Raw genomic sequence first — 13,711 nt, 5'->3', positions numbered from 1 at the left:
GCATTGAATTGAGTAGCGGGGACGGGGCCTGTGGGAGCGGGCTTGCCCCGCGAATGGGCCGGTAGGGTCAACATCAATAAGCAGGCCTGGCCCTTTCGCGGGCCAAGCCCGCTCCCACAGGTTGGGTAAGTGTCGCGATTATTTGTGTTCCGCACCCAGCAGCGCTTCATCGCCCAGTAGCAAGGTCACTCCATGCTCCACTTTCTCTTCCTCGAACAGCCGCCATACCTGCCCTTCCTGGCTGCCCAGCAACTCGACGAAGCGCCGCCCGTCGACCTTGTCGTCCAGCTGGCCGACATAACGCCCCGCCTCGGCACGGCTCAGCAGCACCTTGCGGTCCTTGTCCGGCTGGGTGGGCGATATCAGGTTCAGTTCCAGTGTCTGCGGGTCGCTGTCGCCGCTCAGGCGCAGGTCCACTTCGCCGGTCAGGTCGTCCAGGTGCACGCTGGCCTTGAGCTTGAGGGTCTGGGCCAGCAGCTCGCGGTCCAGCGAGCGGTTGATGCCCTTGCCGGCCTCGTAGTAGTTGTCATTCACCAGGTTGTCGGGGTTGCGCACGGCAATGCTGACCATGGTCAGGCTCAGGCACACGGAGGTGGTGAGGATGCCGATGATGATCCAGGGCCAGAGGTGTTTGTACCAAGGGCTGGCAGCGGTGGCGGCAGGCATTGTCGATAGTCTCTCTCAGCGGATCTGTGGGCCGATGAAGCGGCTCTTGGCTTCAACCTGGGCGTCGCTGTCATCGGCGCTCTTGAGGGTGAAGATGATTTCGTTGGTGGTCGATGGCAGTTTCTCGGGCGCCACCGACAGTTGCACCGGCAGGCTGACGATATCGCCGGCCGCCACGCGGATTTCGCGCTGGCCTTCGAGCTTGAGGTCAGGTAGGCCGGCGGCGTCCAGCACGTAGACGTGGTCGCGCTGGTCCTTGTTCATGACCTTGAGGCTGTAGACGTTCTCGATCCGCCCCTGGGCGTTCTCGCGGTACAGCACGCGGTCCTTGCTGACGTCGAAACCGACCAGCGAGCGGGTAGCGAAGGCGGTGGCCAGGGCGCCGATCATCACCAGCAGCACCAGCGCGTAGCCGATCAGGCGGGGGCGCAGCATGTGGGTTTTCTGCCCGGACAGGTTGTGCTCGGTGGTGTAGCTGATCAAGCCTCTGGGGTAGTTCATCTTGTCCATGATGGTGTCGCAGGCGTCGATGCACGCGGCGCAGCCGATGCACTCGATCTGCAGGCCGTCGCGGATGTCGATGCCGGTGGGGCAGACCTGCACGCACATGGTGCAGTCGATGCAGTCGCCGAGGCCCTGGGCCTTGTAGTCGATGTCTTTTTTACGCGGGCCACGGGTTTCGCCACGGCGCGGGTCGTACGACACGATCAGCGTGTCCTTGTCGAACATCACGCTCTGGAAGCGCGCATAGGGGCACATGTACACGCACACCTGCTCGCGCAGCCAGCCGGCGTTGCCATAGGTGGCAAGGGTGAAGAACCCGACCCAGAAGTAGGCCCAGCCATCGGCTTGGCCGGTAAAGAATTCGATGGCCAGTTCGCGGATCGGCGAGAAGTAGCCGACGAAGGTCATGCCGGTGACGAACCCGATCAGCAGCCATAGGCTGTGCTTGGCGAACTTGCGCAAGAACTTGTTGCCGCTCATGGGCGCCCTGTCGAGCTTCATGCGCTGGTTGCGGTCCCCTTCGGTGACCTTTTCGCACCACATGAAGATCCACGTCCATACGCTTTGCGGGCAGGTGTAGCCGCACCATACGCGGCCAGCATACACGGTGACGAAGAACAGGCCGAAGGCGGCGACGATCAGGATGCCCGACAGCAGGATGAAGTCTTGAGGCCAGATGGTGGCGCCGAAGATGTAGAACTTGCGCTCGGGCAGGTTCCACCAGACGGCCTGGTGGCCGCCCCAGTTCAGCCACACGGTGCCGAAGTACAGCAGGAACAGCAGCGCACCGCCGACCATGCGCAGGCGGCGGAAGACGCCGGTGAAGGCGCGGGTGTAGATTTTCTCGCGGGCGGCGTAGAGGTCGACGGAATCCTTCCCTTTGCTGGCAGGCGGGGTGACGTCATGTACCGGAATTTGCTTGCTCATCATCAAGTCCCACGGCAGTGGAGAAATGCCGCGGCCAGTGCATGCCGGCCGCAGTCTCGCGCAATCTGCTAGCGCGCTGCGCCCCATGATACGCCGGTGATGGCAGCCTGGGGTCGTACTGCGACCTTTAGTCGCGTTGGGTTCGTGGCGTGAATCGTGTTATGGCGGGTGTCAATTGATCCAGGTCATCTGGGGTTGCATTCGCCGGCCCTTTCGCGGGGCAAGTCGGATCGCCGCACCGCCGCTGCCACATGTAACCCATTGCTCCCATAGTCGGTGGGGTACCTGTGGGAGCGGCGGTGCGGCGATCCACTTGCCCCGCGAAGCGGCCAGGCCTGCCTTACTCGGCCTTGGCCGGCTCCTGCTCCTGATGCGACAGGCTGTACACATAAGCGGCCAGCAAATGCACCTTGTCATTACCTTGCAGTTGTTCCTGCGCCGGCATCTGCCCCTGGCGACCATAACGGATGGTCTGTTGCAGTTGAGCAAAGCTCGACCCGTAGATGAACGCCTGCGGGTGGGTCAGGTTCGGCGCGCCCATGGCTGGGGTGCCCTTGCCTTCAGGCCCATGGCAGGCCACGCAGTTGGCGGCGAAGATCTTCTGCCCGTTCTCGGCATCGGCCTTCACGCCTTCGGGCAGCGTACGGCCATCGAGCTTGCTGACCACAAAGGCCGCCACATCAGCCACACCCTGCTCGCCGATCACCTCGGACCAGGCCGGCATCACGCCGTGGCGCCCGCCCATGATGGTGGTCTTGATGGTTTCCGGCTCACCGCCCCAGCGCCAGTCCTTGTCGGTCAGGTTGGGGAAGCCGTAGGCGCCCTTGGCGTCGGAGCCGTGGCACACCGAGCAGTTGGAGGCAAACAGCCGTGCGCCCATTTTCAGTGCCTGCGGGTCCTTGGCCACGTCCTCGATGGGCATGGCGGCGAACTTGGCGAAGATCGGCCCGAAGCGGGCATCGGCCTTGGCCATTTCCTTCTCCCACTCGTGCACGCCGGTCCAGCCCGGCTGGCCGTTGGCAAACTCGGTCTGCTTGTCGGTATCCAGGTACGAATAGCCCGGCAGGATGCCTTTCCAGTTACCCAGGCCCGGGTACAGCACCAGGTAGCCGAGGGCGAAGATGATGGTGCCGACGAATAGCCAGAACCACCATTTGGGCAGTGGGTTGTCATATTCCTCGATGCCATCGAAGGCATGCCCGACGGTCTCGTCGGTGACCTCTTCGCGCTGGCCCTTGCGGGTCGACAGCAGCAGCCAGGTCAGCGAGAAGATGGTGCCCAGGGTCAGGACGGTGACGTACAGACTCCAGAAGGTTGTCATTGTTTTTTGCTCCCAGAAGCTTTTGCTTGCGCTTGCTCGACGTGCCGGGTGGCTTCGGGGTCATCCGCGAAGGGCAGCCGGGTCGCCTCGTCGAACTCCTGCTTGCGCCGCGGGTTGAACACCCACAGCGCCAGGCCCACGAAGGCCACCATCACCACGACGGTGCCCAGGCCGCGAATCATCCCGATATCCATCAGCGTCACCGTTTGCTTTTGATGATGGTGCCAAGACCCTGCAGGTACGCGACGATGGCGTCCATTTCGGTCTTGCCCTTGACCGCGTCACGCGCGCCGGCGATGTCGGCGTCGGTGTACGGGGTGCCGAGGGTCCGCAGGACCTCCATCTTCTTCGCGGTGTCCTTGCCGTCGAGCTTGTTCTCGACCAGCCACGGGTAGGACGGCATCTTCGACTCGGGCACCACGTTGCGCGGGTTGTACAGGTGCGCACGGTGCCAGTCATCGGAGTAGCGGCCACCGACGCGGGCCAGGTCCGGGCCGGTACGTTTGGAGCCCCACAAGAACGGGTGGTCCCACACGCTTTCACCGGCCACCGAGTAGTGGCCATAGCGCTCGGTTTCAGCGCGGAACGGGCGGATCATCTGCGAGTGGCAGCCCACGCAGCCTTCGCGGATGTAGATGTCGCGGCCTTCAAGCTCCAGCGCGGTGCGCGGCTTCATGCCTTCAACGGGTTTGTTGGTGACGTCCTGGAAAAACAGCGGGACGATCTGGGTCAGGCCACCGACGCTGACGGCGATGACCATGAAGAAGGCCAGCAGGCCTATGTTCTTCTCGACGGCTTCATGCTTCATCAGTGCGCTCCCACGACGACGATCTTGGCGGCTTCATCCGCTTCTACCGGGTTGGCCGCGCGTACGGTGCGGAACACGTTATAGGCCATCAGCAACATGCCCGAGGCGAAGAACGCACCGCCCAGCGCACGGACGATGTAGCCCGGGTGGCTGGCCTGCAAGGCTTCGACGAAGGAGTAGGTGAGCGTGCCGTCATCGTTGATGGCGCGCCACATCAGGCCCTGGGTGATGCCGTTGACCCACATCGAGGCGATGTACAGCACGGTGCCGATGGTCGCCAGCCAGAAGTGCGCGTTGATCAAGCCGACGCTGTGCATCTGCGCGCGACCATACAGGCGCGGGATCATGTGGTAGACCGCGCCGATCGAGATCATCGCCACCCAGCCGAGGGCGCCGGCGTGGACGTGGCCGATGGTCCAGTCGGTGTAGTGCGACAGCGAGTTCACGGTCTTGATGGCCATCATCGGGCCTTCGAAGGTGGACATGCCGTAGAACGCCAGCGAGACGACCAAAAAGCGCAGGATCGGGTCGGTACGTAATTTATGCCAGGCACCGGACAAGGTCATCATGCCGTTGATCATGCCGCCCCAGCTTGGCGCCAGGAGGATGATCGACATCACCATGCCCAACGACTGCGCCCAGTCGGGCAGTGCGGTGTAGTGCAGGTGGTGTGGGCCGGCCCAGATGTACAGGGTGATCAGCGCCCAGAAGTGCACGATCGACAGGCGATACGAGTAAATCGGCCGCTCGGCCTGCTTGGGCACGAAGTAGTACATCATCCCCAAAAAGCCCGTGGTCAGGAAGAAGCCTACCGCGTTGTGGCCGTACCACCACTGGATCATCGCGTCGGTGGCACCGGCATAGGCCGAGTACGACTTGAACAGGCTGACCGGCAGCGAGATGTGGTTGACGATGTGCAGCATCGCGGTGACCACGATGAATGCACCGTAGAACCAGTTGCCGACGTAGATGTGCTTGGTCTTGCGCTTGACGATGGTGCCGAAGAACACCAGCCCGTAGGTGACCCAGACGATGGCCAGCAGGATCGCCAGCGGCCATTCCAGCTCGGCGTATTCCTTGGTGGTGGTGTAGCCCATCGGCAAGGTGATCAGTGCGCCGACGATTACCGCTTGCCAGCCCCAGAAGGTGAAGGCCGCCATGCTGTCGGAGATCAGCCGGGTCTGGCAGGTGCGCTGCACCACGTAGTAGCTGGTGCCGAACAGCGCACAGCCGCCGAAGGCGAAGATCACCAGGTTGGTGTGCAGCGGGCGCAGTCGGCCGAAGCTGGTCCAGGGCAGGTCCAGGTTCAGTTGCGGCCATACCAGTTGCGAGGCGATGAAGACGCCGAGGCCCATGCCAAGGATCCCCCAGACCACCGTCATGATGGCGAACTGGCGGACGACCTTATAGTTATAAGCAGTCGGACTGATTGCTGTGCTCATTCTAAGGTTCCACGGTTTTAATGTTCTTGTTGGTCGAAAAATCGGCGCCAGTATCGATAACCACCGGGGCTATCGCAACGCAACTTTGGTACGCCGACCCGTGTCCAAGCCCGTTCACCTGTGTCCAGCGGTGTCAGGGTTCGAACGATTGTACACAAATAAATATTTGTAATGTGTACCGTTTTTCATCTTTTTCTGATCGATCGGTCAGGCTTTTTTATCGGACGGCGCTAGGCTGTGCGCCGCGTCTGCTTCGCTGGATTGGCAGCGAAGCCCACTGAGGCAACAAGCTTAGTTCGGTTAGGGGGGGGTGCAAGGGAGGGCGTACGGCGGGGGAGGGGTGGGGCTGCAGAGCAGCCCCGGGGGTACTACTTGGAGGTCACGGTTTCAGCAGCGCTATCCTGCGACAGGCTATACACGTAAGCCGCCAGCAGGTGCACCTTGTCATTGCCCTGGATCTCTGCCTGCGCTGGCATCTGACCCTGGCGACCATAGCGGATGGTCTGCTGCAACTGGGCAAAGCTCGACCCGTAGATGAACGCCTGCGGATGGGTCAGGTCAGGCGCGCCCATGGCGGGGGTACCCTTGGCCTCAGGCCCGTGGCAGGCTACGCAGTTGCCGGCGAAAATCTCCTTGCCCTTGGCCGCGTCAGCCTTGACCCCTTCCGGCAGGCTGCGGCCATCGAGGTTGGTCAGCACGAACGCGGCCACATCGGCCACACCCTGCTCGCCAATCACCTCGGCCCAGGCTGGCATCACGCCGTGCCGGCCGTTCATGATCGAGGCCTTGATGGTCTCCGGCTCGCCACCCCAGCGCCAGTCCTGGTCGGTCAGGTTGGGGAAGCCATAGGCGCCCTTGGCGTCCGAGCCGTGGCACACCGAGCAGTTGGAGGCAAACAGGCGGCTGCCCATTTTCAGTGCTTGCGGGTCCTTGGCCACTTCTTCCACTGGCATGGCTGCGTACTTGGCGAAGATCGGGCCGAACCTGGCGTCGGCCTTGTCCATTTCCTTCTGCCACTCATTGACCCCGGTCCAGCCGTTGTCATAGCCCGGCAGGATGCCTTTCCAGTTGCCCAGGCCCGGATAGAGGATCAGGTAGCCCACCGAGAACACCAGGGTGCCGACGAACAGCCAGAACCACCACTTGGGCAGCGGGTTGTCGTATTCCTCGATGCCATCGAAGCTGTGCCCCATGGTCTGGTCGGTGGTGTCGTTGGCCTGGCCCTTGCGGGTCGACAGCAACAGCCAGGTGAGGCCGATCAAGCTGCCGATGGTCAGTACGCTGATGTACGTACTCCAGAACGTGGTCATTGCCCGGAACTCCTCTTGGCAGCAGGTGCCTGCCCGGCAGGGGGCAGGTGGTCGTCGACGAAGGGCAGCAGGCGCGCTTCGGCGAAATCACGGTCGCGGCGGCGGTTGAATACCCAGAGTGAGAGGCCGATGAAGGCGATCATCACCACCAGGGTACCCAGGCCACGGATCATGCCGATGTCCATGTCCATCGCAGTTACCTCTTGTTCTTGATCGCGGTGCCGAGCACCTGCAGGTAGGCGACCAGCGCGTCCATCTCGGTCTTGCCCTTGACTGCGTCACGGGCACCGGCGATGTCCTCGTCGGTGTACGGCACGCCGAGGGTGCGCAGGGTGCGCATTTTGGTTTCGGTGTGGCTGTTGTCGACCTGTTCGGCGACCAGCCACGGGTAGGACGGCATCTTCGACTCAGGCACCACGTTGCGCGGGTTGTACAAGTGCGCGCGGTGCCAGTCGTCGGAGTAGCGCCCGCCCACGCGGGCCAGGTCCGGGCCGGTGCGCTTGGAGCCCCACAGGAACGGGTGGTCCCACACGCTTTCACCGGCTACCGAGTAGTGGCCATAGCGTTCGGTCTCGGCACGGAACGGGCGGATCATCTGCGAGTGGCAGCCCACGCAGCCTTCGCGGATATAGATATCGCGGCCTTCCAATTGCAGCGCGGTGTAGGGCTTCATGCCTTCGACCGGCTTGTTGGTAACGTCCTGGAAGAACAGCGGGACGATCTGGGTCAGCCCGCCGATGCTGACGGCAAACACCATCAGCAGCGCCATCAGGCCGATGTTTTTCTCGATGACTTCGTGTTTCATCAGGCGTGTCTCCTCAGGCCAGCTGGGCGTTCGCAGGGGCGGCGTCAGTGGCCGGCGCGCGTACCGTGCGCCAGGTGTTCCAGGCCATCAGGAACATGCCACTGAGGAAGATCGCACCGCCGACGAAGCGCACGATGAAGCCAGGGTGGCTGGCCACCAGGGTTTCGACGAACGAGTAGGTGAGCGTGCCGTCGCTGTTGACCGCGCGCCACATCAGGCCCTGGGCGATGCCGTTGACCCACATCGAGGCGATGTACAGCACGGTGCCGATGGTCGCCAGCCAGAAGTGCGCGTTGATCAGGCCGATGCTGTGCATCTGCTCTTTGCCGAACACTTTCGGGATGGTGTGGTACAGCGCGCCGATCGAGATCATCGCCACCCAGCCGAGGGCGCCGGCGTGGACGTGGCCGATGGTCCAGTCGGTGTAGTGCGACAGGGCGTTGACCGTCTTGATGGCCATCATCGGGCCTTCGAAGGTGGACATGCCGTAGAACGCCAGCGACACCACCAGGAAGCGCAGGATCGGGTCGCTGCGCAACTTATGCCAAGCGCCGGAGAGGGTCATCATGCCGTTGATCATGCCGCCCCAGCTCGGTGCCAGGAGGATCAGCGACATCACCATGCCCAGCGACTGCGCCCAGTCGGGCAGCGCGGTGTAGTGCAGGTGGTGCGGGCCGGCCCAGATGTACAGGGTGATCAGTGCCCAGAAGTGCACGATCGACAGGCGATAGGAATACACCGGGCGCTCGGCTTGCTTGGGCACGTAGTAGTACATCATTCCCAGGAAACCTGCGGTCAGGAAGAAGCCCACCGCGTTGTGGCCGTACCACCACTGGACCATGGCATCGGTGGCGCCGGCATAGACCGAGTACGACTTGGTCAGGCTGACCGGCAGCTCGAGGTTGTTGATGATGTGCAGCATCGCCACGGTCAGGATGAATGCCCCGAAGAACCAGTTGCCGACGTAGATATGCTTGGTGTTGCGCTTCATCAGCGTGCCGAAGAACACGATGGCGTAGCAGACCCAGACGATGGTGATCAGGATGTCGATCGGCCATTCCAGCTCGGCGTATTCCTTGGAGCTGGTGTAGCCCAGCGGCAGGCTGATGGCCGCGAGCAGGATCACCAATTGCCAGCCCCAGAAGGTGAACGCGGCCAGTTTTGGTGAGAACAGGGTGGTCTGGCAGGTGCGTTGCACCGAATAATACGAGGTGGCGAACAGCGCACAGCCGCCGAAGGCGAAGATCACCGCATTGGTATGCAGGGGGCGCAGGCGGCCGAAGCTGGTCCAGGGGAGGTCGAAGTTGAGGGACGGCCAGGCGAGCTGGGCGGCGATGAAGACGCCGAGCCCCATCCCGACGATTCCCCACACCACCGTCATGATGGCGAATTGGCGGACCACCTTGTAGTTGTAGGCGGTACTGCTGGTTGTGTTCATGTATGGGTTCCCATCCACGGTTATTGGCAGGCTATAGAGCGAGGCAAGCATGATTAATGGGCAAAGTGCCGGTATTGACGGGGATCAATGGGCGAAGGTCGGAAATGTCCCAGGCTTGCGCTGCGATCCTCCGCAAATTCAAGGGGATGAGGGCTACAAAGGCTGCCTGATCCTGGCCCACGGCGCCGGTGCGCCGATGGACAGCGGGTTCATGAACGAGATGGCGCAAAGGCTTGCGGCGCTTGGGGTGGGGGTGATTCGCTTCGAGTTCCCGTACATGGCCGAACGCCGCGTGAACGGTGGCAAGCGGCCGCCCAATCCGCAGAAGGTTCTGCTGGAGTGCTGGCGCGAGGTATACCGGCAGGTGCGACCTTTGGTCGCGGGCACATTGGCCATTGGCGGCAAGTCCATGGGCGGGCGCATGGCCAGCCTGGTGGCGGACGAGCTTGGGGTGGATGCACTGGTTTGCCTGGGGTATCCGTTCTATGCGGTGGGCAAGCCGGAGAAACCCAGGGTCGAGCACCTGGCGGGGCTGAAGACGCCGACCTTGATCGTGCAGGGCGAGCGCGATGCGTTGGGTAATCGTGAGGCGGTGGCGGGGTATGCGCTGTCACCAGCGATCGAGGTGAGCTGGCGGGTGGCGGGGGATCATGACCTGAAGCCGTTGAAGGCTTCGGGGTTCAGCCATGTCCAGCATATGCAGGCGGCGGCCGAGCAGGTGGGGGAATTCTTGTTGAAATAGTGCTGGCCTCTTCGCGGGGCAAGCCCGCTCCCACAGATACCTGACTGAGCCTGAGTACAGTGGGGTACTTGTGGGCGCGGGCTCGCCCCGCGAAGAGGTCGATGCAGGCTATCGCTTAGTCGCGGTACTCGCACAGGTAAGCAGTGTCCACCGCTACCTTCAGCTGGAACTTGCTGTCAGCGGCAACATTGAATTTGTCGCCCGCGTTGAAGGTTTCCCAGTTGTCGCTACCCGGCAGCTTGACGGTCAATGCGCCGGAAACCACATGCATGATTTCGCGCTTGGCAGTGCCGAACTCGTATTCGCCCGGTGCCATCACACCCACGGTGGCCGGGCCTTCTTCGCCCGCGAATGCGATCGACTTGACGGTGCCGTTGAAGTACTCGTTGACCTGGAACATGGGCGACTCCTGAAAAGAGGGGGATGAAAAAGCGCTGGCCAGTATGCCCAAGGCCATCCCCGTCGTCATCTGCTTTCAGGTGCCCTTGGCCGGCAGGCTCAAGGGCAGCAGCCGCGCCGTGTTGCGCGCATCTTCCAGGGCCCGGTGCTGCTGCCCGCAGAAGTGCATGCCAGCCAGTTGCAAGGCACCATTGAGGCCCGTCGGCCGCTGCAGGTGGCGGGCCTTGGCGAAGCGCTGCTTGAGGTTGATGTGCGGCACGCTGCGCAGCAGGCTGTCGAGCCCGTGCTGCTGCCATTCCTGAAGCAGTTGCTGGCGGTCGTAGTCACCCCAGCTGACCCACGCCTGCAACTGCCCGCGGTGGTGCCCCAGCCAGCGCTCGAACCGTGCCCACACCTCGGGGAAGGCCGCAGCGCTGTCGACGCTGGCCTGGCTGATGTGCGTCAGTTCACGGCAGAACGGCGTCAGTTGCGGCCGTCGCCTGGGCCGCACGAAGCGCTGGAAGTGGTCGACTTCGCGGCCTTCGCGGGTCACCAGGCTTGCGCCGATTTCTATGATTTCCATCTCTGTGACCGGCCATCCACCATCGTCGGTGGTGGCTTCCAGGTCGATCACCAACCAATGGCCCATACCAGGCTCCCTTGCAGATCCTGCTAGAGCGTAGCCAATGTCGGGCCTTACGGCACCCCCTGGCAATTTGCCGCCTGCTTTGGCGCAAAGACCAGCGACCAGCTGTTGTGCCCTGCCCGGAAAACGCCTAGCTTAGGCGCAACCAGGTACGAACCGTGATGAGTGTCCGTCTTGACTTCAGCGCCCGGCCCAAAGGCCTTGTCCACTCTGCTGTTGCTGGCCGGCTTCTGGTTGGCGGTACCAGGCTGGGCTGGCGACGCGATCGAAGTGAAGATTGGTGCCGCGCATTTCCCGCCTTACACCGTTCGCCCCGAACAGGGGGCCGATACGGGTCTGTTGCCACAATTGATCGACGCCCTTAACCGCTCCCAGCAGGGCTACCACTTTGTCTTGGTGCCCACCTCCATTCAGCGGCGCTTTGGTGATTTGCAGCAGGGCCGCACCGACATGGCGGTCTTCGAGAACCCACAGTGGGGCTGGCAGCAGATTGCCCACCAGACAGTGGACATGGGCCTGGAAGATGCCGAAGTGTTCGTCGCCGCCAAGGCCAACGGTCGCGACCCGCATTACTTCGATGAGCTGCGCGGCAAGCGCCTGGCGCTGTTCAACGGTTACCACTATGCGTTCGCCAGCTTCAACGCCGACCCGGACTACCTGCGCAAAGCCTTCAATGCGACGCTGACCTATTCCCACGACAGCAACCTGCTGATGGTGCAGGCCGGCCGCGCCGACATCGCCCTGGTCACCCGCTCTTACCTCAGCGACTTTCTCGACCGTAACCCGGGCAGCCAGGCGCAACTGGTTGCCTCGCAGCGTATCGATCAGGTCTATCACCACTACGCTTTGCTGCGCCCTGGCGCGCCCATCGGCGAGCAATCGTTCGCGGCCTTGATGCGTGCCCTGCGCGAGAATGGTGAGCTGACGCGTATCTTTCAGCCCTACCGGATCACGGTACAGGCACCGCGCGACTAAATTCCCGTGCAGCGACAACGTTTTTAGCAGTGTGCCTTCTCTTCATTTTCGTGAGCCAAGACCATGCCGTTCGATGCCGCTTCGCAGCCACTGTCAGCGCCACGCTGGCGCACCCTCAGCGCCGATGAGGGCGAGAGCTGGCTGAGCCTGACCCTTGCCGGTCGCCCTTTGATCCAGCTGCGCCTGGCCCAGGGCGCGGCGCTTGAGGTGCACCTTGAAAGCCTTTGCCCAGAGCGCCCTTACCAGGCGTTGTGGGCTGCCTGCTACTGGCTGCTGGCACGCGATGTCGCCCGCCAGCGCCTGGCCTGGCACTTGCCCGAAGTGCTGCCCGAAGCCCTCGTCAGCGGCCTGTTGGTGCCCGGCGAGCAGGCGGGCGTGTACCTGTGCGAACGTACGTTGTTCTGGCAGTTGCCCCAACCCTGGCTTGGCGAGTCGATCGCCGGGGTGTACCCCCAGCAGATGCAGATCAGCAACGGCAAGCGCCACCCGCGCCGGGCGCCCAAGCCGCGTGGCGAAGTGTACCGACGTTTCGATGCACGCCTGGGCAGCTGGGTATCGCTGCGTACCCTGGAGATCGATCAGGACCTGGAACGCTTCAATCGCTGGCAGAACACCCCGCGGGTCGACAAGTTCTGGCAGGAGGGCGGCACCTTGCAGCAGCACCATGAATACCTGGCAAAGCTGCAAGCCGACCCGCATACCCTCACCTTGATCGGCTGTTTCGACGACGAGCCGTTCGCCTACTTCGAAGCGTACTGGGCCAAGGAAGATCGCATTGCGCCGTTCTACGCGGCCGATGATTACGACCGCGGCATCCACATGCTGGTGGGGGAGGAGGCGCACCGTGGGCCGCACAAGGTGGCCAGCTGGTTATCGGCGCTGGTGCACTACCTGTTCCTCGATGACCCGCGCACTCAGCGGGTGGTGGCCGAGCCGCGTGCGGACAACGGCAAGATGATCGGCTACATGCACGACCAGTGCTTCCATTGCGAGAAGGAATTCGATTTCCCGCACAAACGCGCGGCGCTGATGATTCTGGGGCGGGAGCGGTTTTTTGATCGGTGCACGCTGGTCTGAGAGTGCTGGGGGGGCAATGCGCCCCCAACACTCATAAATTCAAACCTGACGGTTAGCCGTCTTGCGGCAATGCACCAAGGCGTCGCGGATCATGAAGTTGACCAAGGTCGGCGACACGCCGAGTTCCTTGGCGATGTCCTTCTGCGGCACGCCGTGCAAACGGTACATCTCGAACGCGTAACGGGTGCGCTGTGGCAGCTCGTTCAATGCTTCGGCAATGTCATCGAGGGCGGCAAGGTTGATGTGCGTGGCTTCGGGCGAGGCGTTCTGGATGACCACGTTCAGGCCTTCCTCTTCGCTGCCGGAGTACTTCAGCTCCATCGCCTGTTTGCGGTAGTGGTCGATGGCCAGGTTGCGCACGATCTGGAACAGGTAGCTCAGCTGCGCCTTGAATGACGAGGTGATCTGCGGGGCGGCACTGAGCCGGAAGAATGCATCCTGCACCACGTCTTCCGCGCGTGAGCGGCAGCCGGTGATGCGCGCAGCAATCTTGACCAGAATGCTGCGATTGTCGACGAAGGCCTGGAGTAATGGTGAATCGCACTTACTTGTGGATAGCTGTTCCGCCATGGAAATCACCTTGTCACAGAGAGGGGGGGAGGCACCCAACGTTGGGAAGCTTCCTGAGACGTGCGACAAGCTATTCAGAATGATAATGATTGTCAAATACGA

At 62.6% G+C, this 13,711-nt stretch carries 16 protein-coding genes; 3 read left to right on the top strand and 13 right to left on the bottom strand.

The features are described from left to right. Positions 1 to 138: 138 nt before the first annotated feature. From CKW22_RS02395 to ccoN (CKW22_RS02345), 10 genes are all read right to left on the bottom strand, one after another. The gene (locus CKW22_RS02395) at positions 139 to 666 is read right to left on the bottom strand and encodes a FixH family protein (protein ID WP_033699350.1); all 528 of its coding nucleotides are present in this window, start codon (positions 664 to 666) and stop codon (positions 139 to 141) included. A gap of 15 nt (positions 667 to 681) precedes the next feature. After that, a complete protein-coding gene (gene ccoG, locus CKW22_RS02390) occupies positions 682 to 2,097 on the bottom strand; it encodes a cytochrome c oxidase accessory protein CcoG (RefSeq protein ID WP_033699348.1) in 1,416 nt (471 codons plus the stop codon). Positions 2,098 to 2,437: 340 nt separating this feature from the next. Further along, positions 2,438 to 3,418: a cytochrome-c oxidase, cbb3-type subunit III gene (gene ccoP, locus CKW22_RS02385; RefSeq protein WP_047581313.1), complete on the bottom strand. Its 981-nt coding sequence runs from the start codon at positions 3,416 to 3,418 to the stop codon at positions 2,438 to 2,440. Beyond that, the gene (locus tag CKW22_RS02380; RefSeq protein WP_033699345.1) at positions 3,415 to 3,612 is read right to left on the bottom strand and encodes a CcoQ/FixQ family Cbb3-type cytochrome c oxidase assembly chaperone; all 198 of its coding nucleotides are present in this window, start codon (positions 3,610 to 3,612) and stop codon (positions 3,415 to 3,417) included. The genes ccoP (CKW22_RS02385) and CKW22_RS02380 overlap by 4 nt, the downstream gene beginning before the upstream one ends. Positions 3,613 to 3,617: 5 nt before the next feature. Continuing rightward, entirely contained in the window at positions 3,618 to 4,226 is a 609-nt protein-coding gene (ccoO, locus tag CKW22_RS02375) for a cytochrome-c oxidase, cbb3-type subunit II (RefSeq protein ID WP_003254286.1), read from the bottom strand. Beyond that, positions 4,226 to 5,668, bottom strand: a complete 1,443-nt coding sequence (ccoN, locus tag CKW22_RS02370; protein WP_047581310.1) for a cytochrome-c oxidase, cbb3-type subunit I — start codon at positions 5,666 to 5,668, stop codon at positions 4,226 to 4,228. Before ccoN (CKW22_RS02370) ends, ccoO (CKW22_RS02375) begins: the two co-directional genes overlap by 1 nt. A gap of 368 nt (positions 5,669 to 6,036) precedes the next feature. After that, positions 6,037 to 6,978 (bottom strand): cytochrome-c oxidase, cbb3-type subunit III, encoded by a 942-nt coding sequence (gene ccoP / locus CKW22_RS02360; RefSeq protein WP_033699343.1) that lies wholly within the window; start codon positions 6,976 to 6,978, stop codon positions 6,037 to 6,039. Then, complete coding sequence (locus CKW22_RS02355) at positions 6,975 to 7,169, bottom strand: cbb3-type cytochrome c oxidase subunit 3 (RefSeq protein ID WP_033699341.1); 195 nt, start codon at positions 7,167 to 7,169, stop codon at positions 6,975 to 6,977. The genes ccoP (CKW22_RS02360) and CKW22_RS02355 overlap by 4 nt, the downstream gene beginning before the upstream one ends. A 5-nt stretch (positions 7,170 to 7,174) precedes the next feature. Next, entirely contained in the window at positions 7,175 to 7,783 is a 609-nt protein-coding gene (ccoO, locus tag CKW22_RS02350; RefSeq protein ID WP_033699340.1) for a cytochrome-c oxidase, cbb3-type subunit II, read from the bottom strand. A 13-nt stretch (positions 7,784 to 7,796) separates the two neighbouring features. Then, positions 7,797 to 9,221: a cytochrome-c oxidase, cbb3-type subunit I gene (gene ccoN / locus CKW22_RS02345; protein WP_027592920.1), complete on the bottom strand. Its 1,425-nt coding sequence runs from the start codon at positions 9,219 to 9,221 to the stop codon at positions 7,797 to 7,799. 49 nt (positions 9,222 to 9,270) lie between these two features. Between ccoN (CKW22_RS02345) and CKW22_RS02340 the strand changes: the two genes are divergently transcribed. Next, on the top strand, positions 9,271 to 9,963 hold the full coding sequence (locus tag CKW22_RS02340) for an alpha/beta family hydrolase (RefSeq protein WP_095063700.1): 693 nt from the start codon (positions 9,271 to 9,273) through the stop codon (positions 9,961 to 9,963). A gap of 115 nt (positions 9,964 to 10,078) precedes the next feature. Here the strand turns inward: CKW22_RS02340 and CKW22_RS02335 are convergent, their stop codons facing one another. Further along, positions 10,079 to 10,363, bottom strand: a complete 285-nt coding sequence (locus CKW22_RS02335; protein ID WP_033699336.1) for a pyrimidine/purine nucleoside phosphorylase — start codon at positions 10,361 to 10,363, stop codon at positions 10,079 to 10,081. 75 nt (positions 10,364 to 10,438) lie between these two features. Beyond that, positions 10,439 to 10,990: an exonuclease domain-containing protein gene (locus tag CKW22_RS02330; protein WP_033699335.1), complete on the bottom strand. Its 552-nt coding sequence runs from the start codon at positions 10,988 to 10,990 to the stop codon at positions 10,439 to 10,441. Between the two features lie 171 nt (positions 10,991 to 11,161). Between CKW22_RS02330 and CKW22_RS02325 the strand changes: the two genes are divergently transcribed. Both CKW22_RS02325 and CKW22_RS02320 read left to right on the top strand, forming a co-directional pair. Beyond that, complete coding sequence (locus CKW22_RS02325) at positions 11,162 to 11,962, top strand: ABC transporter substrate-binding protein (RefSeq protein WP_047581306.1); 801 nt, start codon at positions 11,162 to 11,164, stop codon at positions 11,960 to 11,962. A gap of 63 nt (positions 11,963 to 12,025) precedes the next feature. Further along, the gene (locus tag CKW22_RS02320) at positions 12,026 to 13,039 is read left to right on the top strand and encodes a GNAT family N-acetyltransferase (protein ID WP_033699332.1); all 1,014 of its coding nucleotides are present in this window, start codon (positions 12,026 to 12,028) and stop codon (positions 13,037 to 13,039) included. Between the two features lie 39 nt (positions 13,040 to 13,078). Here CKW22_RS02320 and CKW22_RS02315 read toward each other — a convergent pair whose 3' ends face one another. Beyond that, positions 13,079 to 13,609 (bottom strand): RNA polymerase factor sigma-70, encoded by a 531-nt coding sequence (locus CKW22_RS02315; RefSeq protein WP_033699331.1) that lies wholly within the window; start codon positions 13,607 to 13,609, stop codon positions 13,079 to 13,081. Positions 13,610 to 13,711: the final 102 nt, after the last annotated feature.

Origin of the sequence: Pseudomonas sp. Irchel s3f19, from assembly GCF_900187555.1 — a bacterium.
Classification (GTDB): domain Bacteria; phylum Pseudomonadota; class Gammaproteobacteria; order Pseudomonadales; family Pseudomonadaceae; genus Aquipseudomonas; species Aquipseudomonas capeferrum.
The sequence above is the reverse complement of the archived record's forward strand: the minus strand, read 5'-3'. Positions and strand labels throughout refer to the sequence as shown.

Bases quoted from the DNA above. Each gene is read 5' to 3' on its own strand.
- ccoO (WP_003254286.1), bottom strand. From the start codon at position 4,226: ATGAAGCATGAAGCCGTCGAGAAGAACATAGGCCTGCTGGCCTTCTTC.
- CKW22_RS02335 (WP_033699336.1), bottom strand. From the start codon at position 10,363: ATGTTCCAGGTCAACGAGTACTTCAACGGCACCGTCAAGTCGATCGCA.
- CKW22_RS02320 (WP_033699332.1), top strand. From the start codon at position 12,026: ATGCCGTTCGATGCCGCTTCGCAGCCACTGTCAGCGCCACGCTGGCGC.
- ccoP (WP_047581313.1), bottom strand. From the start codon at position 3,418: ATGACAACCTTCTGGAGTCTGTACGTCACCGTCCTGACCCTGGGCACC.
- ccoO (WP_033699340.1), bottom strand. From the start codon at position 7,783: ATGAAACACGAAGTCATCGAGAAAAACATCGGCCTGATGGCGCTGCTG.
- CKW22_RS02330 (WP_033699335.1), bottom strand. From the start codon at position 10,990: ATGGGCCATTGGTTGGTGATCGACCTGGAAGCCACCACCGACGATGGT.
- ccoN (WP_047581310.1), bottom strand. From the start codon at position 5,668: ATGAGCACAGCAATCAGTCCGACTGCTTATAACTATAAGGTCGTCCGC.
- CKW22_RS02355 (WP_033699341.1), bottom strand. From the start codon at position 7,169: ATGGACATGGACATCGGCATGATCCGTGGCCTGGGTACCCTGGTGGTG.
- ccoP (WP_033699343.1), bottom strand. From the start codon at position 6,978: ATGACCACGTTCTGGAGTACGTACATCAGCGTACTGACCATCGGCAGC.
- ccoN (WP_027592920.1), bottom strand. From the start codon at position 9,221: ATGAACACAACCAGCAGTACCGCCTACAACTACAAGGTGGTCCGCCAA.
- ccoG (WP_033699348.1), bottom strand. From the start codon at position 2,097: ATGAGCAAGCAAATTCCGGTACATGACGTCACCCCGCCTGCCAGCAAA.
- CKW22_RS02380 (WP_033699345.1), bottom strand. From the start codon at position 3,612: ATGGATATCGGGATGATTCGCGGCCTGGGCACCGTCGTGGTGATGGTG.
- CKW22_RS02340 (WP_095063700.1), top strand. From the start codon at position 9,271: ATGATTAATGGGCAAAGTGCCGGTATTGACGGGGATCAATGGGCGAAG.
- CKW22_RS02395 (WP_033699350.1), bottom strand. From the start codon at position 666: ATGCCTGCCGCCACCGCTGCCAGCCCTTGGTACAAACACCTCTGGCCC.
- CKW22_RS02315 (WP_033699331.1), bottom strand. From the start codon at position 13,609: ATGGCGGAACAGCTATCCACAAGTAAGTGCGATTCACCATTACTCCAG.